This window comes from Sporolactobacillus shoreae (assembly GCF_004684935.1).
Taxonomy (GTDB): domain Bacteria; phylum Bacillota; class Bacilli; order Bacillales; family Sporolactobacillaceae; genus Sporolactobacillus; species Sporolactobacillus shoreae.
Map to the genome: position 1 here is coordinate 87,318 of NZ_SRJD01000004.1, position 25,387 is coordinate 112,704.

Genomic DNA, 25,387 nt, shown 5'->3' on the forward strand with positions numbered 1-25,387 from the left:
CGTATCCCCGGACATGATCTAAGCCATGCTATGGAAACAATGTGGAAATTGTTTCATTTACCTTAGTTCGCGTGTCGTCATGATATAATTTTACTGACATAATTCGAATAAGGATGGATTAATATGGATGAAACGGAATTTAAAGTGAATCTCGTTGAAGACGAGGAAAGCCTGGCGTCCATTTTGAAAGCTTATATGGGAAAAGAAGGATGGAATGTGTCTGTTTTTCATACAGCTGAAGAAGCCGTCGAATATATGCATAACGGCGTTCACCTGTGGATTCTGGATATTATGCTCCCGGGAATGTCCGGTTACGATCTCTTGAAGAAGATAAAGGAAAACCATTCGGAGCAGCCCGTCATTTTCATTTCAGCGCGCGATCAGGATCTGGACAAGATCATTGGTCTGGAGCTGGGAAGTGATGACTATCTGGCGAAACCATTTCTTCCTAAGGAACTTGTGATCCGCGCGAAGAAACTTCTTCACCGTGTCTATGGCGGCGGCATTCATGAAAACAGGATGGTTATTTCAAAATACCAGATCGATGTGATCCGCCGGAATGTCTTTGATGAAGAGGGAACAGCCATTGACCTGACAACCAAGGAATTCGATGTGCTCCTATTTCTTGTTGAAAATGCGAATGTCGCCAAATCCCGGGAAGCAATACTGAGAGAAGTTTGGGGAGAAGATTATGTGGGGTCCGACCGGGCGGTTGACGATGTTGTCCGCCGCATCCGGAGAAAGCTGAACAGACTTTCTCTAGAAACGGTTTATGGATCCGGATACAGGGTTGTTTCATGATGTTTCGGTTCAGGTGGACACTGACCAAACGGATCTGGCTCTCATTTGCGTTGCTGATTTTCCTGATAGGTGTCATCATGTCTCTTGTTTATCCTTTCATGATCAAAAACGCGCTGCGTGAGGATTCATATGACACCATAGAATATGTGCAGAGTACTTTGTATCAGGGCAAGGGAAATTATGGCTTTGGCGATTCATCAATGACGGAAGTGAATCATCAGGTCGCTGCAAAGGCTGTGGGGAATCTTTTTGTAGATTCAAACTACCACCAGGCTGAAGGAAATCTGATCAAACAGGCCGCTATATACAAACCGATGGTTCACAATATGGCCAGTCAGAAGGCGGCGTCCAAAAGGTATGAACTGGAATATCAGGGTGCGACGTTATATTATGTTATAAGCAAGGTCTATACCAACTTAGGAAGCGGCTATTTCGTTTCTTATATGTGGGATACGTATCCCAATGAATTGATGAACAAGCTTTGGACTCGGATGATCTATATTTTCATCATGGTCGGCATTCTAAGTCTGTTTATTGCATTCTGGCTTGCGAGATACCTGAAGCGGCCGCTGGACATCTTGGGGAGAAGGTTTGAAGAAATTTCACGGTTGAATTGGGAAAAGCCTTTCGAATGGAAGGGTGATGAAGAATTCGAGCGCCTGTCCTCACAGTTTGAAAAGATGAGACTTAATCTGATCAAGTATGATCACGCGCAGAAAGTGTTTCTTCAGCAGGCCTCGCATGAGCTAAAAACACCGATCATGGTCGTACACAGCTATGCCCAGTCTGTTAAGGATCATATTTATCCAAAGGGTGATCTGGATAATTCGATTGACGTGATTATTCACGAAGCGGAGCAGATGGAGAAGCGTGTTAAGAAGCTACTTTATTTTACCCGGTATGATTCGCTGAATGACCAGAAGCTTAAGTATCAGCTGATTCGATTCGGCGATCTTGCCCGTCTTATTCGAGAGCGTCTGATCGCTCAGCGGCAGGATATTGCCATTCATATTGAGGGAGAGGAAACCATATTATGGGGTGACCGGGAACAGCTTCAGACTGTTTTTGAGAATCTGGTGGAGAATGGGTTGCGCTATGCTCAGAGCAAGTTATGGATGTTTGCCGAGCAAAAAGCGCGTAAGAGTGTGATTACCATTACAAATGATGGAAATCCAATACCTGAGGAAGAAAAAGAAGCGATGTTTGAACCGTTCGAAAAGGGTACAAAAGGCCAGTTTGGTCTTGGTCTGGCTATTGTCAGGCGCATCGTCCGGGCCCATCGAGGTGAAATAAAGGCTGAAAATCGTCAGAACGGTGTGGCTTTTGTTGTTTCTCTTCCTTCTCCGCCTGAAGAAAAACTTCCGTCTGAACTCGTGATCAAAAAATAAACAGTGGTTTCTGAAATGACCGGTTTTAAAAAATCAAAACCCGTATCTGCGATGCAAATTGGAAGCTATTTTGAAGGGAAGCGATTATTTGAAAGGAATTGCTTATTATAAAGAAGGGGAACACGTGCATGACTTTTTGCTGATCAAGTCTGTCACCCGTGGAACAGCAAGTAATGGCAAGCCCTTTCTGACCATCATTCTTCAGGATAAAACCGGGGATATTGAATCGAAGCTTTGGGGAAGCACATCCGAAGATGAGAAGAACTTTGTGATTGGAGCCATTGTCCTTGCTGAAGGAGATATTACGACTTTCAGAGGGCGAAATCAGTTTAAAATAAAGAATATCCGGCTAAAAGAAGATCAGGAAGTGATCAATAAGGCAGATCTGGTCATGGCGGCCCCTTTGTCTGCAAATGCTCTCGATGAGAAAGTAACGCAATATCTCTTTGAAATAAAAAATCCGGTGATCCAGAGATTGACCCGGGCCTTGCTGAAAAAGCATCATCAGGCTTTCTTTGAATACCCGGCGGCCGTAAGTATTCATCATAATTTTCTGTCCGGACTCGCTTATCATGTCTGCTGCATGCTCGATATGGCAAAAGAAGTGGTCAGGCACTATCCGGAGGTAAATAGTGATCTGCTTTATGCCGGCATTCTTCTTCACGATATGGGCAAGTTGAAGGAATTGTCGGGTGTGACGGCAACCAGCTACACCCTGGCTGGAAATCTGCTCGGACATATTTCAATCATGATTGATGAAATTGGTGAAAGTGCTAGGGAACTCGGCATCGCTGATCGGGAAGAAGTTCTCCTTTTGCAGCACATGATCCTTAGCCATCATGAAAACCCTGAGTGGGGGAGCCCGAAACCGCCTTTGTTTAAGGAAGCTGAAATTCTTCATATTCTGGATGACATGGATGCCAAGATTAATATTATGACACGCGCGATTCGAAAGACTAGGCCGGGTGAATTTTCAGAACGCATTTTTGCGATGGACAACCGCTCACTTTATCGACCAACTTTTGATCTGCAGGAGGAGCAGGAAATCCAGGATCTTTCTCAAGGAACCGAGAAAAAACAGAATTAGTCTAATCATTCGGGTCTCCGCATAAAATGGGGTACAGGCTGGAAGAGAAGCCTGTTGATGAAACTGTTTGCGGGGAGGTTTTCTTTAAATGAAACAGGCGAGACGTTCACTCTTTGCGGTGGCGCTGCTTTTTCTGCTGTTCCTGATGCAGCAATTCGGTCTGATTGATCCTGTGTTGTCGAGAATGGGAAGTATACCTTGGTGGATTTATCTTGTTGTTGCCGGTATCCTCTTCAGTGGCTATCAGGCATTTTCACTTTCCAGGCAGGACAAAGAAATTGATGATGAATGGAATGAAGAGCAAGGCAACATCTTTATTCGAAGAATGAATGCAGAAAAAAAGAAACGACGCAACGGTAAGAACCCGAAAGCCATGCAATGACTGGCTTTCGGGTTGTTTTTTTACATACTAAACAAATGGATAAGAAAAACCGTGCAAGATCGGCCCCTAATCATTGACTCTGTGTTATTGAGGTGTTGGATCAACACTTCGGCTCTTCGCTTGTTGCGGGCGATCCGTGAGTCTCTTCGCTCGGTTCCCTCACTGCGGTGTCTCCCTTGGCTCGCTGTTCCGCAGGCGTCTCGCACATCCGCTTTCACTGTTTTATGGCCAGATTTATACTTCCTTATCTTTTTAAAAAAGAAAGCGTCCAACCGCCGAGCGGCGGATGAACGCTTTCTTTAAAAACAATCATTGACACGGCCTCGGTTACGGTTGTGTCGGTGTTGTTGAGGAAGTGGTGGTGTTACTGAAGAGATTTTTAAACTGTTTGTCTACTACCTGGATATCCGCATTTTTGATCAGTGTCTGCATCACTTGATCCTGTGATTTTTGCTTGCTTGCAAGATAAGCATCCTTGACTGAAGTTTTCAGAGAATTATAATCGTCTCTTTTACCCTCAAGTTTGATGATGTGATATCCACCGTCATTGCTGGAATAAACCGGATTGCTGATCTGTCCGACCTTCAGTTTCATGGCCGCGTTGCTGAATTCAGGAACCATAGTCGATTGCTTGAACCATCCAAGTTCTCCGCCCTTTGACTTGGAGCCCGGATCGATGGAGTATTTCTGGGCAAGATTAGCGAAGTTGGCGCCGCCCTTCAACTGTTTCAGAATGCTGTCAGCTGTTTTCTTGTCTTTGACCAGAATGTGGCTTGCTTTCAGTTCTGTAAGCTGAACTTTATTCTTGTTGTAGTAATCACGAAGCGCCGTATCGGTAACCTTGATTCCTGCCTGCTGGGCTTTGGCCATCATCAGAGAATCCTTGATCTGACGACGGAACTGGCTTGCGGTCAGATTGTTCTGGGCAAGCGCCTGCTCAAACTGAGCCTCAGTTGAGAAGGTCTTGCGGACCTGATCATATTTTGTGCTGACTGCTTTATCAGAAACATTGTAATTTTTCTCAAGCAGTTTTTCGTAAACGAGGTTCTGAAGAACCTGCTGGCCGCTGGTATTCTTAAGTTCATTATAGAATTCGGCCTTAGTTATATTCCCACTTTTGGTTTTCACAACAGCGGCATTATCTCCACTGTTGTTTCCGCAAGCTGCAAGGCTCGCCATAACAAGCACCGAGGCCAAAGTCATCATTAATTTCTTCACTATGTCCACTCCTAATCAGGTTTTGTTCCCATTTAATAAAGTTTTCGAAGGAGCATGATTTTATCCGTCTCTCACCTTCAAAAAAAGGATTAATCCGCGATAGTCAAACGCCAACACTGTTTATTTTATCGAAAACAGACAGGCTTGTCGAGAAGCTGCCTTTTTTTTCGACAAACGGATTCCGTAAACTTCGGATCAGTGCTCAGGTTAGCTGAGAGTTTCTGTTCGCAGTTTATAGAAAGTGCGCTATAATTAACTTCTATGAATGGATTTGGACGCGGCGGGGTTCAGGTATTTTACCGGGAAGGGGACTGGCCGCGGCAGAGAGGGGCAGAATGAATCTTGGGGAATGGTGACAGGGCAATGTTTAAGCCAATTAAGAAAAACAGATGGAGGACAGCCTTTTTCGCGTTGCTCATTATTGTCGTAGCAGTGCCGTTTTTCCTGTTCGGGCTGTTGACCGGAGGATTATCAAGTAATTCTGTGACTCCGGGCGGGCTGCAACCCGGGAGCAAAAACGCCGCTATTTTTACCGTACAGGCTAATAAGCAGCAACTAGAGACCCTGATTAATGACCAGATTCGTTCCAATAAGAATAGTCGGCTGACGTATCAGGTCTCGATTGGCAATCAGGTGGCTTTGAATGGCAGGTATCGCCTCCTTTTTACGGGAATTCCTTTCTCCCTGACTTTTAACCCTGTAGTCAGCAATGGGGATATCCTTCTTAAGGAATCAGAAGTGAAGCTGGGCAGCATCAGGCTTCCTGATCAACAGGTTCTGAGCTTTCTGAAGGCTGGAAGTAAATTTCCAAAGTGGGTGATCATTCAGCCTGATAAGCGTCAGGTATATATCAATCTGACTTCCGTCAAGATCCAGAATGGTATGTATCTTCGCGCAAAAACGATTGATCTGCCGAAAAATGACGTCTCCTTTACTGTGCATCGGGGAAATTGATTCAGGTCAATATTGGCAGCGCCAGTATTATGATAATCACGGAATGATAAAATAGATCAGAAAGAATAGTGTGATAAATCAAATCAAAAAGCTTCCGTCTGGTGAAGCTTCTTTGGAGGGATCAGTAATGAGAACTTTTACAGAAATGCTGGACAAGTATGCTGAACTTGCTGTAAAGGTTGGCGCAAATGTTCAGAAAGGACAAGAGGTGATTGTCAAATCACCGATCGATGCCGGTGAATTGGCCAGACTGGTTACCGAGAAAGCGTACAAAGCCGGTGCAAAGCGTGTCTACTTCAATTGGACCGATGATGGGCTTGACCGCCTGCGTTTAAAATATGCCTCAGAAGATGTGATCCGTGACTATCCTGTCTGGAAAGCCGACATGCTGGAAACTTTAGTGAAACGCGGTGCTGCCTGCATTGATATCCGCACGACAGGAATCGGCATGTCGGATGGCGTTGATCCGCACAGGGCTGCGTTGGATGAGGAGATCATGTGGAAAGCGCTCCATACCTATTACGACTATCGTATGTCCGACAGGGTCAGCTGGACGATACTCATTTATCCGACAGTTGAGTGGGCGAAGAAACTGTTCCCGGGTAAGATCCGGGAACTGGCCATGGCCGATCTCTGGAATGTGATCTTTAAGATGACGCGGACGGATCAAGATGATCCGGTTAAGGCCTGGGAGAACCATTTGAACACGCTGACAGAGAAAAAACTGGCGCTTAACAGGAAAAAATTTCGGAAACTGCACTATAAAGGACCAGGCACAGATCTGGAAATTGAGTTTGACCCGCTGTATCACTGGGATACCGGTGCTTCCGAGAATAGCAGCGGTACAAGGTTTGTAGCCAACATGCCGACTGAAGAAGTATATACTCTCCCCTTAAAAACTGGTGTCAATGGAACAGTTACGAGCACAAAACCTCTGAACTACGGTGGGACACTGATCGAGAAATTGACTTTGGTTTTCAAAAACGGAAGGATTGTCGAGGCAAAAGCGGAGAAAGGTGAAGAAATACTCAGACATCTGATCGATACTGAAGAAAGCTCACATTATCTCGGTGAAGTGGCTCTGGTACCTGTTGATTCGCCAATATCGGCTTCCGGTCTGACTTTTTATACGACACTCTTCGATGAAAATGCATCGTGCCACCTGGCGATCGGTAAAGCGTATCCGACATGCCTGGATGGAGGAACAGAAATGACCCGCGCGGAACTGGACGCCCATGGTGCGAATGACAGTCTGGTCCATGTGGACTTTATGGTCGGATCGGCGGAACTGAACATCGATGGAGAAACAGGAGAAGGCGAATGGGAACCGGTTTTCCGGAAGGGAAAATGGGCATTTTGAAAACAGAATATTGATTGGATGATCTGTAAGAAATAATCAGCCTGAACAGCGGGGGTTCCGTTGTTCAGGCTTTTTTGATACAGATGGAAGTTAATCAGGCGCTGAACGGCTCAATTTTTTTAGCATTAGGAAGGATTCTATCTGGGAAGGACGGTTAATTCCATAGAAAAAAACAGGATGACCATTCATCCTGTTTTCTCAACACAAATTAAAAAACGATCAAAGCGAAGGCGGGGTTTCTTCTTCGCCCGTTTTCTTCTCAGGGGCTTCTGTTTTCAGCTTGTTTGTCAGTTTTTCTTTGGCCGCTTCAAGCTGGACAACATTATTTTTAATTTTTGTCAGATAAGGCTGGATATCATCTTTCCAATCTTTCAGCAGGTTTCCCAGATCGGAAACAGTGGATTTTAAGACAGGTATACTTTCATCTTTCAGTTCAAGTACCCGGTCCTTAACAGCATTTAGATTATTTGCGACATCTTTAAGCGGCTGCTGAATGGTTACAGCTTTATCTTTGATATCCTGCCTGAATTCTTCCCCTTTTTTAGGTGCAGTCAGCAGTACAATGGTTCCGCCTACGACGCCGCCGATTACCGCGCCGATCGTGTATGAAAGAAATTTACCCATAAAGTCCACCTCTTCTTTCGAAATTCTTTTTAACTAACACTATTATACCCCAGACCGAAGCGCTTATCACTTGTGAGGTAGATGACGGATAAAATTCATGAGCATTAAAAAAAACCGGGCAAAAATCGCCCAGTCCTAAAAACCCGTGATACGCATTGTTTTGCCTTCTTCCAAGCGACGCTTCGGTTGCTCGCTTGCCGCGGGCGATCCGTGAGCCTCCTCGCTCGGTTCCCTCACTGTGGGGTCTCCCTTGGCTCGCTGTCCCGCAGGCGTCTCGCACCTCCACGTCTGAGTCCGAATGTATATTCGGCAGATTGAATCCATCGATCATTTTATACTTTCTTGTCTTTTAAAAAAAACCGGGCGAGCCCGGCCCTAATCATTGACTCTGTGTTATTGAGGTGTTGGATCAACACTTCGGCTCTTCGCTTGCCGCGGACGATCCCCGTGAGTCTCCTCGCTCGGTTCCCTCACTGCGGGGTCTCCCTTGGCTCGCTGTCCCGCAGGCGTCTCGTACCTACGCTTTGAATCTCATCCAAGGCCCTGTTTTATTGGCCAGATTGATACTTACCCTTTAAAAAAGTCCCGCCCGGTCAGGCGAGACTTTAGTTTCTTCAGTTTAGTGAACAGATGCTTTTGGTGCTGCCTTGATAAAACCGCTCCGCGCGCCAATTTGCTCGACAATCGGATAAAGAACGGCAACACATACCGTGTTGAAGGCAGCTGTTGGTAAAACGAGCGTCAGAAAAAGTCCTGCGAGGGGTACCTGTGCATGCATGATGAAAACCAAGCTTGCGAGGAAAACTGCCCCGCTGAATGACGTGCCCAGAAATCCAAGTATAATAGCTGAAATATATCGTGGCAGTCCTTGCAATCTGCCCGCAATCAAGCTGAACAAGAGGAATACGACAACTGTCGTCGAAAATTTATCAATGATTGAAGGAAGCTGTCCGCCAGGCATTGCAGTGGTTAGGGCCCCGATAATTCCAGCGACCAATCCAACAGCCAGGAAACTTTTCTTGTCTGCGAAGAAGTAAAGTGCCAAAAACAGCATAACCAGCATCAAGTCCGGTTTCATTCCGAAAAGAATCGGCGGCACAACCGCATGCAACACCGCACCGATAGCTAAAAATACAGCAATAATAACTAAATTCTTGATCCTCATACTAATCTCTCCTCAACTCATTCTGATAGTTCCTCCAGCAGTGTCCCAGCGACCCGCTGCAAGGTGTAAAGCCAATATACACTCTTTTTTATGAAAATGCAAACAATTAAGAAATAATTACTTTATGTTTTTTGCGATAGCCTGTGCAATCTCCGCGCGCTGTTCATTCGTGTAATCGTCGGCGTGCGACTGGAAGCTGAACGAGAAGGTATCCGATTCGCTATAACGCGGGATCAGGTGCAGATGATAATGGAAAACGCTCTGCCCTGCGAGAGCGCCGTTATTATTGAGCAGATTCATCCCTTCCGGATGGAATGCTTCATTGATGGCCGCGGCGATGACGGGAACACGGCGGAACAGTTTCTCAGCGATCTTCGGATCCAGATGAAAGATATCTTTCTGATGAATTTTGGGAATAATGAGTGTGTGCCCCTTGGTCACCTGGCTCAGATCAAGAAAAGCGAAAACATCTTCATCTTCATAAACCTTTGCACTTGGGATTTCCCCGTGGATTATTTTGCAGAAAATGCAATCTGATTCTTCCGGCATAAATGATCATCCTTTCTGTCCTACGAAAGTTTTTCCTGAATTGCCTCTATTTTATCACAACTCCGGTGGAGAACGGAAAACCGATTGACGAACAGTCTGATTTCATTTTTAGGATTTGTTAAACTGTCTGCTGTTTTCGCTCCACGCGCTCGCTTTCCACAGGGGCCGTGCATTACGTTCAATCAACAGAGAGATAAAATCAACTTTGGTTTTTAATAGAGCCTTTTTGTTAAAAGACAAATGGTTGCCCGAAACGTCTTATTAAAAGTAAAATAGAGAAGTAACGGAATGATTTTTGCTAAGGGCGATGTTAAACATTATTGCTGTCTTTTGGCACGTTTGCCAAATGGATGAAAAATGATTCTTTAACTAATCTTAGCTAAAAAAACGAGTAACATAAGCGGGAGTAAATGATGACATCAATTTTAACGGTTAAACATATGAGCGGCGGCTATACGCGGCAGCACCCGGTTCTCCATGATCTTTCATTTGAACTGAACGCCGGTGAACTGGTCGGTCTTGTCGGTCTGAACGGGGCGGGCAAAAGTACAACAATCAAGCATATTCTCGGGCTTCTGGATCCTTTTGACGGTGAAGTGCGGATCGGTGGTAAAACAATAAGGGAGGATAAGTTGGGCTATCGCCGGCAGCTGGCTTATGTACCGGAAATACCCGAACTCTATGAGCAGCTGACGCTTGAGGAACATCTGCGGCTGACAGCCATGGCCTATCAGCTGGATGAAAAAACCTTTGAGGAGCGAAGCGCGCGGTTGCTTCAGCTGTTCCGGCTGGAGAAAAGATTGCACTGGTTCCCCACCCATTTCTCAAAAGGAATGCGCCAGAAAGTCATGATCCTATGCGCCTTTCTTGCTCATCCGGATTTGTATATTGTCGATGAACCGTTCGTCGGTCTGGATCCGATCGGTATCCAATCTCTGCTTGATCTGATGGTTGAAATGAAAGGGGAGGGCGCGGGGATACTGATGTCGACACATATCCTTTCAACAGCGGAGCAGTATTGTGACCGGTTTATCATTCTTCATGAAGGAATAATTGCGGCGCAAGGTACGTTGGACCAGATCAGAAAAAAATTTGGCGACGCCCGGGCTTCGCTGCAGGAAATTTACCTGGCGGTGGCAAGAGGGGAAACGGAATGGATCAGTTAAATCAACTCTGGGGCAGGCGTTGCAGCCGCCACTTTCAGATGGAGCTGCGTTATTGGAATTTGATTGGGAAAAATAGCGGACTCATGTTTTTTCTATATGCGATGGTCATTATCGGAGGCTTTTATTATAAAAAATGGCTGGACGGGCTTCCTCAGGATTTTCCAGCCGCGTTGCTGCTAAGTGTTATCCTTGCACTGTTCGTCATGCGTTCACCGATCCGAACGTTTATGCAGCAGGCCGATCTTGTTTTCCTGCTCCCGGCGGAAGCTGAGCTGGAACCTTATTTTAGAAAAAGCCGGTTTTATAGCTTTTCAATACAAATTGCGGCCGTGATTGTTGTCATGATCGTCTGCGGTCCGCTCTATTTCCACATGAAGGGAAGCAGCGGATTATCTTACTTTATCCTGACAGCTACTGCTGTAGCTCTGAAGGGATGGAACATTGACTGTCACTGGAAAGAGATGTTAATTGACTACAGCCAGCCGCTTAAAATTTTACGGTTTACGCTGACTTTTCTGCTGCTTTATTCCGTTGCAAACCAGTATCCCTTCTATTCAACGGCAGCATGCGCGGCCGTTATACTGATCGCGTCGGTCTTTCTTTTCCACCGCCAGTCACGTTCAGGACTGCTGAGCTGGAAAAGGATTGTCGAAATGGAAGAAAGGCAAGCGATGCAATTTCTGCGCTTCGCCAATCTTTTTACGGATGTACCGCGGTTGAAACATCATATTCACGCAAGAAAAATGATCAGCCGTCTTTTTCCGATTCGTTCACTGAGCTCAAAAAATGTTTATCGGCAGCTTTACATTAAAACATTTATTCGATCGGATGACTATTTCAGCTCATATATTCGGCTGACTCTTATCGGCATGCTTGTCTGCTATTTTATGAACATCGGATTTTATACAGTCTTTGTCGTCGCTTCGCTGATCTATCTGACCGGACTTCAGCTGCTTCCGCTGTGGACACACCCGTTTCCGCAGGCTCTGGCCGGTATGTACCCTATTCCGGAACGTTTGAGGAAGCAGAGCTTCATTCAACTCGTTTTTATTCTGCTCACCGCAGAAACCGTTGTGGTTAGCCTGTCGGGCGCCGTCCGCTCAGCCGGAGTGGAAGGAATTTTCCTGTTTCTTCTGGCTGGGGGAGCTGTCTCCGTATTGTTTCCATTTTTTTATGTGGCGCACCGGATAGCGGGACAGGACAAAGCCTGAGATTGCCTCATCCCAAACAATGCAAAAAGCCCGGAATGATTCATTCCGGGTTCATATTTTTTTCTGCACGGTCAGGAAAAGACAGGATCTTTCAGTGTCCTTGTCAGTTTTTCCAAATGATTCTGTTCATCAGCGATCATATCTTCCAGTTTGACCACAAGTTCAATCATGTCGAGTGCCTGCGCCTGAGCACGGCGTATCCGGTAATTTTCAAGAGTGTCCGTTTCAGCCTGCCGTGCATTTTCGAGCATTGCTTTGGCATCGGTCACCCGGCTCACAGGCGCGGGCGCCGTCACGGGTTCACCGCCGAGACTGGAAATTTTTTCAGAAAGATAAGCCGCATGTCCCAGTTCATCAGGGATTTCGGCTTCAAAAAAGGGTTTCAGAATCTGATAATTCAGTCCTGAAACGGTCGTCGCATAATAATTGTACTGGATAACCGCTGAATATTCACCAGCCAGATCCTCGTTTAAGCCATTAATTAATTCCTCAAGCTTCTTATCCATTCTTCCCATCCTCTCTAAAATCGTTTCACTAACAAAATACCCGCATCACTTTCGACATAAACACGCATCTGTCCGTTTGACGAGTGGTTCTGTCTTATTGTTTACTCTCCACCCTTGCTGTATCCGTCCGAAGACGGATGAAAAAACCGTTTCCGGTCTATGGAAATGTCCCGCAGCACTCTGTATAGTAAAAATGTAAAGTTTATTAGAGAAAACTTCATGATTCGTTGTCTAATAGATAAGAAAGGATGAATCGATATGCCCTTAGGTAAAATTATAACAGCACTCGCGATTGTTTTGCTGGGTGTGTACTGGTTACTGGACAGTCTGAATATTATTTCCCCGGGAATAATGTCGGCTTTTGTCGCGCTTTTACCCTATCTCGCTATACTTTTTGGTCTGCTTTTAATCATGTCCCCTCTGTCCAAAGGAAAGAAGCCAGGATTTTTCTGGGGTCTGTTTTTCCTCATCTACGGCGGCCTCCTTCTTGCTGATCAGTTTCACGTGCTTACCTTTCATTGGGGTGATTTCTGGAAACTATGGCCGTACATCATCATCTATTTTGGCCTGGAAATGCTCTTTGGAAAAAGGATGTTCATGACGTTGTCAGGTCATTTCGGTCACGGGAGAGGGGGAAAAAAAAATAATAAACATGCAGCATTCATCTGGAACAATGATGAAGAAAAAAAAGACAGCGATCAGAACGAATCCTATACTTTTGTCAATGAATCAACGTACAAGCATGAAAACTGGATGGTTAAGCCGATGAATGAGCATGTTCGGATCGCGGATTACAACTTTGACTTTACAAAAGCGTTCATCCCCGAAGAAACGATTCCAATCAAATTGTCTGGCTGGGTCGGCAACATCAAGATTACCGTGCCGGATGATCTGGCTTACCGTGTTGATCTGAAAGCGAAAGTCGGTGACGCCAAAATTGGCATGGAAAAGCATAGCGGGGTTTTGAGAAACGTTAGCTCTCAGACGGAAAATTATGACGAAGCCGTGCGCAAACTGGATTTTACTTTCGATTTTCAGGTCATCGATTTAACGATCGATCAGGTATAAGCCCATGCAAAACTATCGGATTAGGACGATCAAAATTCAGGCAACCATAAGCTTTTTTTCCTCGTTGATACTTTTTGCGGCGCTTCAGATCTTCTTTTTCTTTGTACCGGACGGGCACGCTTTACTGATCAGCGGCATCGCTTTTGTCCTGAGTTTTGCTGCTCATTTCCTCATTGAAACCAATTTTCTGATCAAGGACTATCGAGTGCTCAGAGATGACCTGGAAAATATTGATCTGTTCGTCAAGACTCTTTCGGCGGGCAAGCTTTCGGCGCGAATGAAAGTGGAAGATTCGGGCACAATCAACCAAGTCGAGCAATCCTTAAATGAACTTGCCGACAAGATTGATACCCAGGTCAAATCACTTCAGCGCCTAGTTGATGAAAACATTGAAATGAACGTTAAAATAAAAAATGAGGCTGTAACGGAGGAGAGACAGCGCCTGGCGAGAGATCTTCACGACGCGGTCAGCCAGCAACTGTTCGCACTCTCCATGCTGGCTTCTGCGGCAGAAAAAACGATTCACACGAATCCTGATTTAGCTGCAGAAAATATCGCCGATGTTTCGGACATTGCGAGGAAGGCGCAGGGTGAGATGCGCGCACTGCTCCTCCATCTGCGTCCTGTACGCCTGAATGATGAATCGCTCGATAAAGGGCTGGAACGCCTGATCCAGGAACTGGACGGAAAAACGGTGATTCATTTTGAAGCATCCATTGATCCGGTTGCGGGATTATCGAAGGGAGTTGAAAATCATTTGTTCCGGCTCAGCCAAGAAGCCCTGTCCAACGCGCTGAGACATTCTGAAGCGACAAGGGTTGTCCTGTCCCTGCATGAAAAAGATCAGCTCGTTAATTTGACAGTATTTGATAACGGACGCGGCTTTGATCTGAAACAGGAAAAAATAGCTTCATATGGTTTAAAGACGATGAAGGAGCGCGCAGAAGAAATCGGCGGGCATTTTCTTCTGACGACACATAAAGGCGAGGGAACATCGGTTAATATTCGTGTACCGATTCACAGAGAGGCGGTGGAGCATAATGACTGAAATAAAAGTGATGATTGTTGACGATCACGATATGGTCAGAAAAGGACTAAAAGCATATCTGGCGACAGAAAGTAATATCTCTGTCGTCGGGGAGGCATCCTGCGGAAATGACGCGGTTCGGCTGGACGAAGAGTTTGAGCCGGAGGTCATTCTAATGGACCTGATTATGGAAAATGGAAACGGCATCGAGGCGACAAAAAAGATCCTCGAAAAACATCCTTCAAGAAAAATTATTATTCTGACAAGCTATTATGACGATCAGCAAGTTTTTCCTGCGATCGAAGCAGGGGCAATGAGCTATTTGCTGAAAACAGCGTCCGCGGATGAGATTATCGAGGCGATTTGCAAGGCGCACAGCGGGACTACGGTACTTGACGGTAAAGTCGCTAAAAAGCTGGTTTCAGGCATGCATCGGGAAGTTCAGCCTTTTGACCAGCTGACTTCAAGGGAACGGGATGTTCTGAAGCTGATTGCCGAAGGGAAAAGCAATGCGGAGATCGCCGGGGAGCTGTTTATTGGGATAAAAACAGTAAAAACGCATGTCAGCAGTATCTTCAGCAAGCTCGACGTCACCGACCGCACGCAGGCAGCAGTTTATGCCTATCAAAATCATCTTTTCACCGAGGAATCCGATCATCATTCTCATTGACAGAATATCCTATTCCCCTTAAAATTAAATTAAGATAATTGAATAGTCTCTGAAAAGGGGAGTAGCCGAAAGAGAAATGCCGTCATTACGGGAGTGATCCCCGGCTTTCTCTGGCAGTTTCATACTGCTGGCGAGACCTTTGCCTCGAACGGATGAAAAAAGGCAAAGGTTTTTTTATACAGACAGCCTTTCCAAACAGACGTTGGAGGGGCTGTTTTATATTGCCGATTAACAGAGAAAATAATTTATTAATGAGATGAGGAGGATGATTCAATGGAACTGATTTCACTTGACTTTTTGACTTCATTATTGCTGATTGTCGGCATTGACCTGATTCTGGCGGGAGACAATGCGATTGTTATTGCGCTCGCTGCGGCGCGGCTTCAGGCCCATCAGCGGAAACGCGCTATTCTTTACGGTACACTTGGCGCGGTCGTCATCCGGGCGCTTGCGACACTTGCCGTTGTCTGGCTTCTGAAAATTCCAGGGCTGCATCTTGTGGGTGGATTACTGCTTGTCTGGATTGCTTGCAGTCTGCTGAAAGATCATCAGGAGGACAGGAAAATTGAAGCGAAGGCAAGTCTGGGCGCAGCCATCGGCACCATTGTCATGGCTGACGCGCTTATGGGGCTGGATAATGTGCTGGCGATCGGAGGAGCGGCATCCGGCAATTACCTGCTCGTCATTCTTGGGCTTTTGATCAGCATTCCGCTGGTGATGGGCGGCAGTACCCTTTTTCTGAAATTGGTTGATCGGTATGCGTGGATCACATACGCGGGGTCGGGCATTCTCGCGTTTACTGCGGGTAAAATGATTTTTTCCGAACATTTTGTAGAGGATGGCATTGCAGGAATTGAATGGATTAAATGGCTGATTATTGCAGTTATTATAATAGGCGTTCTCTTTTTTGGATGGAAGAAACAGCGCGCCCATAAAAATCAGGGGCAGGCCGGCGCACATCAGAAGAAACCGGTATAAAAAAGAGCGAATGGAAATTTTTTCGTAACATACGGGAATCAGGGAGGTTTAAGATTTAATGGAGATATTTACTATGGCATTCTGGTCCGCGTTCCTTGTCATCGTTGGAATCGATCTATTTCTCGCGGGAGACAACGCGATTGTTATCGCAATGGCCGCTCGCAGGCTGCCGGATCATGAACGCACCAGGGCGATCCTTTATGGGACTTTAGGGGCTGTGCTCATTCGTGTGCTGTGCACGGTGACGGTTGTGTATTTGCTCATGATTCCCGGCCTGCATTTTGCCGGAGGGCTGGTATTGATCTGGATCGCGTACCGGCTTCTTCTTCCCGAAGATGAGTCGGATAAGACAAAAAAAGTCAAGGCCGCGATGAGTATCTGGGCAGCCGTAAGGACAATTATTATCGCCGACGCGCTGATGAGCCTCGATAACATGCTGGCAGTTGCCGGAGCTGCGCAGAATGATCCACTGCTTGTCATTTTTGGACTTTTGATCAGCGTCCCGCTCCTGATGGGAGGAAGCGCCGTTATTATGAAACTGACCGATCGGTTCCCGTGGCTTATTTATCTGGGATCAGCCATTTTAGCGATGACTGCGGGAAAAATGCTTTTTGCCGAACCGACAATTCTGCATTGGCTCGGCGGTACCGCCCGTTGGGTTGAGTGGCTGGTGGTTCTGGCCATCATTGTGGCCGTCCTGTATTCTGGACGGTTCAACCAGAAAAAACATCACAGACCACAGGGACAAAATCAGGCGGTGTAAAAGGCGATGCCGGTCCTCGTTTCATTCAGCGAGGCATCGGTTTCAGTTCAGTACTTTGCCGGTTCAACTTCTGAAAATAGTCAACGACAAAATGATAGAATTCCGCCGCTATGGGTGAGTGGTACCGGTCATTATTCCAGACCAGGCTGATGGTGCGGAAACAATGGGGCCTGTTAATTTTTAATGGCACAATGGACGGATCTTTTACGGTGCGAAGCGTCAGCGATGAGAAGAAGGCGACACCGAGGCCTTCACGGACAAGCCCGCGAATCGAGACTGAATCATCTACTTCAAAAGCAATATCCGGCTGAAATCCGGATAATAGGCAGTATCTGTCTGTTTCTTCACGGAACGCGCCCACGGCCTTCAGTATAAAGGGTTCATGGGCGACGTCGCGGAGATCCACGCTTGATCTCGCTGCCAGAGGATGTGAACGGGGGACGACAAGGTAAATGTCATCCTCGAGAAGATTACGCCAGTTAAAGGGATTATCATTTTCCTTATGATAGGGTGTGATACACAGGTCAATTTCTCCTGCGTCCAGCTGATGATTGACGGTACTTCTGGATATTTGTTTTACCCGAAATCTGACTAAGGGGTGTTCTCTGCGGAAACTGCTGAGCAAATCAGGAATGATTGGGGTGCGCATCACAGCCAGTGAAATGGAGTCCTCTTTGACTTTTGCTAGATCAGCAATTTCCTGCTGCCCCTCCTGTAAGCTGGACAGAGCGGCTTCCGTTTTTTCCAAGAAAATCTTTCCATACCGGTTGAGCTTAATCCGGCGCCCCTTCCGGTCAAAAAGAGGCACACCGATCTCACTTTCCAGCCTTCTTATGGTCTGGCTCAGTGAAGGCTGCGCGATTGACAGCTCACGCGCAGCCCGTGTCATATGCTGCAGACGCGCCACGGTCTGAAAATATTTCAGCTGAAGCAGTTCCATAGTTCCTTCTCCTTCTCAATGATAGGTTGAATCCTATTATTTTATAATAATATATATATTGGTTTAAATAAACAATTACAACTATCATAGTGGTTGATGAAGAATCCGCGCCTTTCTTTCCGGGCGCTTTTTCTATCGTTTCTCAATGACGGTCTGTTGAAATAAGAAAAGGCAAGGTGTGTTAAGTGGCACTCTCTTTATGGAAAAAAAATCTATACGTCTGTTGGTTTGGATCTTTTGCGACGGCTGCCGGGATGAGCCAGATTATCCCGTTTCTGCCGCTTTATATTGAGCAATTGGGCATCCGGAATACTTCGGACATTGAAGCATGGTCCGGACTTGTTTTCGGGGCTACCTTTCTTGTCTCCGCACTTGTTTCCCCGCTCTGGGGATCCCTCGCCGACAGATATGGCCGGAAACCGATGCTGCTCCGTGCAAGTCTGGGCATGTGCCTTGTCGTATTCTGTATGGCTTTTTCTCAGAATGTTTATCAACTTCTCGTTCTGAGAATGATTCAGGGGATTGTCTCCGGCTATATTCCGGCTTCAATTATTCTCGTCGCGACACAGACCCCGAAAAGCCACTCGGGTTGGGCACTAGGGATGCTGTCTACCGGCGGCATCGCCGGATCACTGATCGGTCCGCTTGTCGGCGGCTTTCTGTCGGAAATAATCGGTATGAGGCTTGTTTTCGTCAGCACGAGCCTTTCGCTCGGTTTTGCATTTCTCGCCTCTCTCATTTTTATCAATGAAAAATTTGTCGTAAGCAAAAAGAAAGCACCGTCGTTCCGGCAGGTTTGGACGATGACACCGCATGTCGGCATGTTTATTGCTATGTTTATCACAACGTTCATGGTACAGCTGGCTAATATGTCCATTCAGCCGATCATCACGGTTTACGTGAAAATTTTGGCGCCACACTCCACGCAGCTTGCGTTGATTTCAGGTATCGTTGTTGCTTCGGCAGGACTGGCGAGTGTTGTCGCGGCACCGTTTCTTGGAAAGCTGTCGGACAGGATCGGTCCACGGCGAATATTGCTTGGCGCGCTGATCTTCACCGGCATTGTGTTTATCCCGCAGGCTTTTGTCTCCGATCCGTGGCAGTTGACGGCTCTGCGCTTTCTTCTGGGCCTTGCGACTGCGGGTATACTCCCGGCGATCAATACCATCGTAAAAAAAATGGCCCCGGCGGCAATTACCGGAAGGCTCTTCGGATATAATCAGTCCGCGCAATTCATGGGAACGCTCGGCGGGTCGCTGCTGGGCGGACACATGGCCGCGGTCTTTGGAATCCGTTACGTGTTTTTTTCAACAAGTCTCCTGCTTTTTGCCAACGCAGGCTGGCTCGTTGTCTCCACCCTTGCGGCAAGACACACTGAGAAAAAACTTGCTGCTTCGGGCTGAGTGTGGTGAATTTTTCCAGTGCCTTAATGAATACTGCGCTTTTTGAATCGGCCGCCTTTAACATCATGGATGTCGCTGATAGCCAGAAAGGCGCTTCTATCTATTGAGTCCACGATATTTTTCACCTTTGCCTCCTCCAGTCGGCTGATGACCGTGAAGATGACATTTTTATCATTGCCCGTATAGGCGCCTTCGCCATTCAGAAATGTGACACCTCGTCCTAAACGGTCGTTCAGCGCGTCACCGATCTCCTGATGGAGGTCACTGATAATCCAAACCGCTTTCGAGGATTCCAGACCTTCGCTGACCACATCGATCATCTTGAACGCAATGAAATAGGCGATCAGTGAATACATGGCATAGTTCCATCCAAAGACAAATCCTGCTGAGCCAAGGATAAAAATATTGATAAATAGGACGATTTCGCCGACTGAAAAAGGTGTTTTCTCATTGAGCAGTACGGCCAGAATTTCGGTACCGTCCGACGATCCACCATTTCGGATGACCAGGCCGACGCCAATCCCCATAATGATTCCGCCGAAAACGGCTGCAAGCAGAAGATCATCGGTAAATGAGGGGATTGCGTGGAATAAAGAAGTCAGGAGCGCAAGCAGGGTGACACCCGCGGCCGACGTAATCGTGAAGGTCTTCCCCATTTCCTTGTATCCGATCACGAAAAAAGGAAAATTGATTATAATCAGGAAAATGCCGATAGCCCATCCTGTTTTGTGTGCGGCCATAATTGAGAGACCGACTACGCCGCCATCAATAATATTATTGGGAACGAGAAACGCCTCAAGGGCGGTAGCTTCAAGTGTAATACCGATGGCTATCAGGAGTATGCGAATAATGAATTGATGGACACTCAGGCCCCTATGCTTTTTTTTCTCCAACCCATCAGGTAACATTTGTGCTTCACTTTCCATAAAAAAGCCTCAACCTTTCTGTATTAGAATCTGCCATTCAACGATTAAAAAAATAGCCGGCAAAATAATATCAGGATTTATTGCCGGCAAAATGTTCAATCTGATTTTGAGAATAAAAGAAGTTTGAAATTCCGAAGGGGGCACCCGGTTTAGTTCTTCTGCGCTTCATATTCTTTGCGGGTTGGCGGTGCCATAAATTCCGTTCCGATCGGATTTTCAATGTGCTTAGCCAGAATGGCATCAATATCTTTGAGTGTCTGTTCATCTAGGTGGAAATCCGAAACCTCCGTCGCTGCAGCAATCTGATCGGGGTGTCGCGCGCCCCACAGCGCAATGCCGTCTTTCGTCTGGTCCAGAATCCAGCGAACAGCAAGTGCCCTGACTGATTTTTCAAAACGATCCTTTGCCAGTGTTGAAAGCTCATCGACTGCCGCCAAATAGTGTGCGAAGTGCGGTGCCTTGAACTTTGGATCAGACAGACGCAGATCGTCTCCGGTAAACTTGCGGTCTGCGGTCATCTTTCCGCTCAGCAGGCCGCGGCACAGGCTGCCGTAGCATAATGCCACAATGCCGTTCTTCTTGCTGAAGGGCAGAACATCCTTATCGATGTCGCGTTCGAAAAGGTTGTACGGAGGCTGTACCGTATGAAGTGGAGCCACTTTGCTGAATGCTTCCATCTGTTCAACAGTAAAGTTGCTGACACCTATCGCCCTGATTTTGCCTTCTTTATATAATTCGCCCATTGCCTCAGCTGTTTCTTCAATCGGAACAAGCGGATCCGGCCAGTGCACCTGATAAATGTCAATATAGTCTGTCCCCAGACGTTTCAGTGAATCCTCAACCTGCCGGAGAATCAACTCCTTCGAACCGTTGCGGAAGACATCCGACCCGACCCAGTCCAGGCAAACCTTCGTTGCCAGTACGACATCATCACGTTTACCGTATTCTTTGAGTGCCTGACCGACGACTTTTTCCGAATGTCCCTGGCCATAGGCAGGTGCGGTGTCAATCGTCGTGATCCCGCTGTCCAAAGCCTGAAGGATGGTTCTGATGGATTCCCTGTCGTCTGATCCGCCCCACATCCAGCCGCCGATTGCCCATGTACCGAGCGCAATGCGTGAAGGATGCAGATCCGTACCCTTGATTGTTGTCGTTTCCATTGAATAATCGCCTCGATCGTTTGATTAAGAACTCCATCTCTAATTATAAAGAACATACTTATGTAAAATCAAAAAATTTGCCGGGCAGAATCAATTTGAATCCATTAAAAATGGGTTAGGACGGCTTATTTGCTACTGGTTTCTCCCATGGATTCAGGGCATACAGCCTCGCAACGAAAAACTTCACAGCTGTGTTTCTTACACAGTTGACGAAAACAGTGCAATAGAAAATTGAAGGTCAAAGTTCGAATTCAACCTAAATAAGTGAAAGTTCAACCGAATCAGGTCAAAGTTCAACCCAATTAGGGAAAAGTCCAACCGAATCAGATTAAAGTTCAACCCAATTTAAGAAGCTCAACACGAATGATAGAAGTTTTAGCGTAATCTAGAGTTCAAGGCTAAAGATTACAGACATCATTCACTGTTTCGCAGTTCGACGATAATGCGCAGCAGTTTAGTAGTAAAAAATGAGTTACACTGAATCGCATGAAGTTTGCACCGAAATTTAAAAAGCATACTTAATTAAGAAAAATCCCGCTTTGAATTTGTGCTAACGAAACGGCTTACCAGCCGCAATCATAAATTTACAGGTAGCGTCAAAAATGCTGTATCTTTTCGAAATTCATGTTTGCTCATGTCACAGGTTAGTTTGGATTTTACTCTACACAATAAAGAACCGGGTGCTTTTGCCCAGTTCTAACGGTAAAAGGATTCAACTAATGATTTTCTCACGAAGCACTTTCAGGCATTACCGTGCATGAACATGCCCAGCCGCTTGCGAATGATGGGCATCCATTTTAGTTATTTGCAGGTACCCAACCAGCGCAACGATGATGATCGCCATGACCAGACTGACTTGCCCCTCTCCCCAGCCGATTCCGCCTTCACCGAGCGGTTTTGAGAGCCAATCTGAAAATGAGGCGCCAACCGGACGGGTCATAACGTACGCGAACCAGAATGAAAAAATCGGATTCAGGCCGAATTTCCAGTAGGCGACGGCAGGCATCACAAGCAGGACAGCAAACAGTATACCTGAAGCGAAATATCCGAGATGCAAGGTTGTAGCGGTCATATCGCCGGACGCCGTGCCAAGCGCGAATGTGCCAAGTACAGTCATCCAGTAGAATGTTTCACGGCGGAATGTGTCAATACTATGTATGGACAGAGTTTTTTCAGCGGCGAACCAGACTATGAAGACACCGGCCAGTACAATCGCAAAGAAGGCCGTTGATACAAGGTACGGGATGCCTATCACGACATGCACCACATCCGCGGCCATCGTTCCGAAAATACTGACCATAACGACAACCAGCCAGTAGATCCACGCGATATAACGCTTTACGGAAAACTGGAGCACCATTGCGGCGGCAAGACCGGCGCCTCCGAGCAGAACAGCAATCATAGGATTCATCTGTTTGACCAGAAAGTCAGAGAATACCTCACCCATTCCAGTCGTAAGCACTTTGGTAATCCAGAATAAGGCGGTGATTGCCGGTACCTTAATTAAAATGTCACGATCATCTCTCAATGACAGGGACAGGGATTTATTTATCAAAGGTTTTTCCCTCCTGTTATTCCACAGAAAATATGTACAATCATTAATCGTCTGTTCACCAGACGCTTTGTCCGTATTTCAGCAAAACTTGTTTTGAAATCTGAAAATAATTTTCACCGATAACCCGGGGCATTACATTCCCAGGACAAAAGAGTAGAATATTTTGAAGTAGGCGGAAAAAGTGCGGAAAAGAGGGGAAAAAATTGAAGCAGCTGATATGTTTCGGAGACAGTATTACTGCGGGATGGGACGGTCAGAGAGAAACCACCAGGCTTACAGATCGTCTCTCCGATGGTCTTGGCTGGTCAGTTATCAATGCCGGAGTACCTGGCGAGAATACGACGCAGGCTCTCGTCAGAATAGATCGTGATGTTCTTGATCGGTCATTTGACAGGATCACAGTTTTGTTCGGTGCCAACGATTCATCCTTCCATAAGGGGATTCCCCTTGAACAGTTCAGAAAGAATCTAGTGTATATGGCGCGAGCGTTTTCTCCATCAAAAACGATTTTTATAACTCCTTCTCCGGTTATCGAAACCAGACAGAAGGGAAAAAGGACGAATGACCGCATTTCTTTGTATGCTGAGGCCGTGACCGGTGTGGCGAAGGAGACAGGGGCCGGACTGATTGATCTGCACAGCCGGATGCTTCGTCAGTCTGATTATCGAACGATGCTGCTCGAAGACGGACTGCATTTCACAGATCGAGGGTATGACTTTCTGGCAAACCAGATGATGCTTGAGTTAAAAAACGTTTAAAAAAAAAGGCTATGTTTAAATTCAATATTGATTTTGCCCCTCCGTTGATTGGAGCGAAAGGCGCGAGACTCCTGCGGGATCAGCGAGCCTTCTGGCCTCGCAGTGAGGGCACTGAGCGAGGAGGCCTCACGGATCGCGATCGCCCGCGGAAAGCGAGCGTATGGAGCGAAAAAAATAGACAAGTTTAAAAAAGCCAGAAAAATAAAATAGATACATATTTCGTTTTTTTATTAATTAGTCTTGCTCATTGAGTGAAAAATGGATCAATTGAAAGGCTGGACCTTCATTTTTTCTAAATTCTTGCTTTTGCGGGATAGCTGCCCATCAAATATGATGGAAGAGCAGGAAAGGAAAAGGCGTGAAGAGCTGAATATGACGGCTGATGCAGACTGAGGCAGGTTCTTTTCCCATATCACCTTCTATGGATGGGGATCTTCAGGGGAACTTATGATCAGAGCTTTTAATTGCAGGCCGCTGATCGATAAGAAAAAACAAGCCGTGCGGGGGCATGTCGCCGTTTGGTCACCTCTTTTCGGCGTTAAGGCTTGTTTCGTCCGTGAACAATGTGTCGGGATGCATTGAATCATCGGGCAAAAGGGAAAAAACCTGTGCTTCAGACCGGTTGGTTTGCTTAAAAGCGATCGGTTCACGCGGATTACGCCGTTTTCTTTCCAGTCAAAAGCAATAACCTGGGTTTGGGGTTCTGGCGGGGACTCTGTACTTAAGGCGCATGACACCTCTCCTCTCTCACTTACGCGAAAAGCAGCTGCCTGGGCTGCTTTTTTGCGTAATGTAATTAAGTTACTGTAAGCGTTCTTTTTGACTGAATTCTGAGTTATGATAGAACAGCTATTACACATGCCATAAGAAATTTCGGAAGAATAGGAAGAGGGTACCGAAATGATACAGTCCGGCAAAAAAAGTGTCATTCCCGCTGTAAACAACATGAAAGATTTTGAAAAGCTGCTGACGGCGCCGGTTCAATCAATCATTGTACTGGACAGCCATGTTTCACAAATCGGTGCGATAACCCGGATGGCAAAGCAAAATGAAAAACATGTCTTCTTGCATGCGGATCTGATACAGGGATTGAAAAACGATTTGTACGCGGCCGAATTTATCTGCCAGAACATCCGTCCCTATGGGATCATATCAACCCGCGCAAATGTTCTTGAAGTGGCGAAGAAACGCGGGTTAGCCACAGTACAGCGGATTTTTTTGCTTGACTCGAGATCAGTCGAGACCGGTTACCGTCTGCTGGAACAGGTTCATCCTGATTTTGTTGAACTTCTCCCCGGCCTGATTCCTGAACTGATCCGTGAAGTCCGTGAAAGAACGGGGGTCCCGGTGATTGCAGGCGGATTGATCCGCAAAGAATCAGAAATTGACCACGCGTTTGCCGCGGGGGCCGCAGCTGTTTCGACATCCAATAAACAGTTATGGAAATTTTCTTCGTGATGCAGGATGTGAACAAAAATTGATTTTTATGTGACAAATTATTGACAGCGCTTTCACTACCGTGTATCATCAAAAGCGTCAAGTTAATGTTTCATGGATGTTGAGATTGGATCTTCCACTTCAGAGCTGTCTGGATGACATTTATGTATCCGGCTATAAGCCCATGGTGGAATTTTTTTTGCGCCGCGTGAAGGCGAAGGCAGGGCATGTGTTGAGTGGAAGATGCCAGATACCAGATGCAGGGCCAGCAATGAATCCGAAACGGGGGAA

Annotated in this window: 25 protein-coding genes; 16 read left to right on the top strand and 9 right to left on the bottom strand. The window is 46.4% G+C overall.

Going from position 1 to position 25,387, the window contains the following annotated elements; all coding sequences use genetic code 11:
• Nucleotides 1–123: 123 nt before the first annotated feature.
• From E4665_RS05140 to E4665_RS05155, 4 genes are all read left to right on the top strand, one after another.
• Nucleotides 124–801: a response regulator transcription factor gene (locus E4665_RS05140; protein WP_135347725.1), complete on the top strand. Its 678-nt coding sequence runs from the start codon at nt 124–126 to the stop codon at nt 799–801.
• Nucleotides 801–2,189: a HAMP domain-containing sensor histidine kinase gene (locus E4665_RS05145; protein ID WP_241654691.1), complete on the top strand. Its 1,389-nt coding sequence runs from the start codon at nt 801–803 to the stop codon at nt 2,187–2,189. Before E4665_RS05140 ends, E4665_RS05145 begins: the two co-directional genes overlap by 1 nt.
• 88 nt (nt 2,190–2,277) lie before the next feature.
• Nucleotides 2,278–3,276, top strand: coding sequence for a 3'-5' exoribonuclease YhaM (yhaM, locus tag E4665_RS05150; RefSeq protein ID WP_135347727.1), 999 nt, complete (start codon nt 2,278–2,280; stop codon nt 3,274–3,276).
• An 88-nt stretch (nt 3,277–3,364) separates the two neighbouring features.
• On the top strand, nt 3,365–3,658 hold the full coding sequence (locus tag E4665_RS05155) for a sporulation YhaL family protein (RefSeq protein WP_135347728.1): 294 nt from the start codon (nt 3,365–3,367) through the stop codon (nt 3,656–3,658).
• Nucleotides 3,659–3,985: 327 nt separating this feature from the next.
• Here the strand turns inward: E4665_RS05155 and E4665_RS05160 are convergent, their stop codons facing one another.
• On the bottom strand, nt 3,986–4,876 hold the full coding sequence (locus tag E4665_RS05160; protein WP_135347729.1) for a peptidylprolyl isomerase: 891 nt from the start codon (nt 4,874–4,876) through the stop codon (nt 3,986–3,988).
• 363 nt (nt 4,877–5,239) lie between these two features.
• Between E4665_RS05160 and E4665_RS05165 the strand changes: the two genes are divergently transcribed.
• Both E4665_RS05165 and E4665_RS05170 read left to right on the top strand, forming a co-directional pair.
• Nucleotides 5,240–5,830, top strand: coding sequence for a YpmS family protein (locus E4665_RS05165; protein ID WP_135347730.1), 591 nt, complete (start codon nt 5,240–5,242; stop codon nt 5,828–5,830).
• A 127-nt stretch (nt 5,831–5,957) separates the two neighbouring features.
• A complete protein-coding gene (locus E4665_RS05170) occupies nt 5,958–7,190 on the top strand; it encodes an aminopeptidase (RefSeq protein ID WP_135347731.1) in 1,233 nt (410 codons plus the stop codon).
• A gap of 219 nt (nt 7,191–7,409) precedes the next feature.
• Here E4665_RS05170 and E4665_RS05175 read toward each other — a convergent pair whose 3' ends face one another.
• From E4665_RS05175 to E4665_RS05185, 3 genes are all read right to left on the bottom strand, one after another.
• Nucleotides 7,410–7,814, bottom strand: coding sequence for a YtxH domain-containing protein (locus tag E4665_RS05175; protein ID WP_135347732.1), 405 nt, complete (start codon nt 7,812–7,814; stop codon nt 7,410–7,412).
• A 619-nt stretch (nt 7,815–8,433) separates the two neighbouring features.
• The gene (locus tag E4665_RS05180; protein ID WP_135347733.1) at nt 8,434–8,979 is read right to left on the bottom strand and encodes a tryptophan transporter; all 546 of its coding nucleotides are present in this window, start codon (nt 8,977–8,979) and stop codon (nt 8,434–8,436) included.
• Between the two features lie 117 nt (nt 8,980–9,096).
• Nucleotides 9,097–9,528 carry an HIT family protein gene (locus tag E4665_RS05185; RefSeq protein WP_135347734.1) on the bottom strand — a complete coding sequence of 144 codons (432 nt, stop codon included), beginning with the start codon at nt 9,526–9,528 and terminating at the stop codon, nt 9,097–9,099.
• A 413-nt stretch (nt 9,529–9,941) separates the two neighbouring features.
• Between E4665_RS05185 and E4665_RS05190 the strand changes: the two genes are divergently transcribed.
• A complete protein-coding gene (locus E4665_RS05190) occupies nt 9,942–10,694 on the top strand; it encodes an ABC transporter ATP-binding protein (protein WP_135347735.1) in 753 nt (250 codons plus the stop codon).
• Nucleotides 10,682–11,905 carry an ABC transporter permease gene (locus E4665_RS05195; protein WP_135347736.1) on the top strand — a complete coding sequence of 408 codons (1,224 nt, stop codon included), beginning with the start codon at nt 10,682–10,684 and terminating at the stop codon, nt 11,903–11,905. Before E4665_RS05190 ends, E4665_RS05195 begins: the two co-directional genes overlap by 13 nt.
• 71 nt (nt 11,906–11,976) lie before the next feature.
• On the opposite strand, the gene E4665_RS05200 is transcribed toward E4665_RS05195, so the two are convergent.
• Entirely contained in the window at nt 11,977–12,411 is a 435-nt protein-coding gene (locus E4665_RS05200) for a ferritin-like domain-containing protein (protein ID WP_135347737.1), read from the bottom strand.
• A gap of 258 nt (nt 12,412–12,669) precedes the next feature.
• Between E4665_RS05200 and liaF the strand changes: the two genes are divergently transcribed.
• From liaF to E4665_RS05225, 5 genes are all read left to right on the top strand, one after another.
• A complete protein-coding gene (gene liaF / locus E4665_RS05205) occupies nt 12,670–13,479 on the top strand; it encodes a cell wall-active antibiotics response protein LiaF (RefSeq protein WP_135347738.1) in 810 nt (269 codons plus the stop codon).
• 4 nt (nt 13,480–13,483) lie between these two features.
• On the top strand, nt 13,484–14,527 hold the full coding sequence (locus E4665_RS05210) for a sensor histidine kinase (protein ID WP_135347739.1): 1,044 nt from the start codon (nt 13,484–13,486) through the stop codon (nt 14,525–14,527).
• Nucleotides 14,520–15,176 (top strand): response regulator, encoded by a 657-nt coding sequence (locus tag E4665_RS05215; protein WP_135347740.1) that lies wholly within the window; start codon nt 14,520–14,522, stop codon nt 15,174–15,176. The genes E4665_RS05210 and E4665_RS05215 overlap by 8 nt, the downstream gene beginning before the upstream one ends.
• 273 nt (nt 15,177–15,449) lie before the next feature.
• On the top strand, nt 15,450–16,154 hold the full coding sequence (locus E4665_RS05220; RefSeq protein ID WP_135347741.1) for a TerC family protein: 705 nt from the start codon (nt 15,450–15,452) through the stop codon (nt 16,152–16,154).
• Nucleotides 16,155–16,212: 58 nt separating this feature from the next.
• Nucleotides 16,213–16,917 carry a TerC family protein gene (locus E4665_RS05225; protein WP_135347742.1) on the top strand — a complete coding sequence of 235 codons (705 nt, stop codon included), beginning with the start codon at nt 16,213–16,215 and terminating at the stop codon, nt 16,915–16,917.
• 25 nt (nt 16,918–16,942) lie between these two features.
• Here the strand turns inward: E4665_RS05225 and E4665_RS05230 are convergent, their stop codons facing one another.
• Nucleotides 16,943–17,857 carry a LysR family transcriptional regulator gene (locus tag E4665_RS05230; protein ID WP_135347743.1) on the bottom strand — a complete coding sequence of 305 codons (915 nt, stop codon included), beginning with the start codon at nt 17,855–17,857 and terminating at the stop codon, nt 16,943–16,945.
• A gap of 185 nt (nt 17,858–18,042) precedes the next feature.
• On the opposite strand from E4665_RS05230, the gene E4665_RS05235 reads away from it, so the two are divergent.
• The gene (locus E4665_RS05235; RefSeq protein ID WP_135347744.1) at nt 18,043–19,260 is read left to right on the top strand and encodes a multidrug efflux MFS transporter; all 1,218 of its coding nucleotides are present in this window, start codon (nt 18,043–18,045) and stop codon (nt 19,258–19,260) included.
• 23 nt (nt 19,261–19,283) lie between these two features.
• Here E4665_RS05235 and E4665_RS05240 read toward each other — a convergent pair whose 3' ends face one another.
• The 3 genes from E4665_RS05240 to E4665_RS05250 form a co-directional block, all read right to left on the bottom strand.
• Nucleotides 19,284–20,186, bottom strand: coding sequence for a YitT family protein (locus E4665_RS05240; RefSeq protein ID WP_135347745.1), 903 nt, complete (start codon nt 20,184–20,186; stop codon nt 19,284–19,286).
• A gap of 149 nt (nt 20,187–20,335) precedes the next feature.
• Nucleotides 20,336–21,346: an aldo/keto reductase gene (locus E4665_RS05245; RefSeq protein WP_135347746.1), complete on the bottom strand. Its 1,011-nt coding sequence runs from the start codon at nt 21,344–21,346 to the stop codon at nt 20,336–20,338.
• Nucleotides 21,347–22,094: 748 nt separating this feature from the next.
• Nucleotides 22,095–22,901: a COG4705 family protein gene (locus E4665_RS05250; RefSeq protein WP_241654693.1), complete on the bottom strand. Its 807-nt coding sequence runs from the start codon at nt 22,899–22,901 to the stop codon at nt 22,095–22,097.
• A gap of 203 nt (nt 22,902–23,104) precedes the next feature.
• Between E4665_RS05250 and E4665_RS05255 the strand changes: the two genes are divergently transcribed.
• Nucleotides 23,105–23,659, top strand: a complete 555-nt coding sequence (locus tag E4665_RS05255; protein ID WP_135347747.1) for a GDSL-type esterase/lipase family protein — start codon at nt 23,105–23,107, stop codon at nt 23,657–23,659.
• 900 nt (nt 23,660–24,559) lie between these two features.
• Complete coding sequence (locus E4665_RS05260; protein ID WP_135347748.1) at nt 24,560–25,117, top strand: glycerol-3-phosphate responsive antiterminator; 558 nt, start codon at nt 24,560–24,562, stop codon at nt 25,115–25,117.
• Nucleotides 25,118–25,387: the final 270 nt, after the last annotated feature.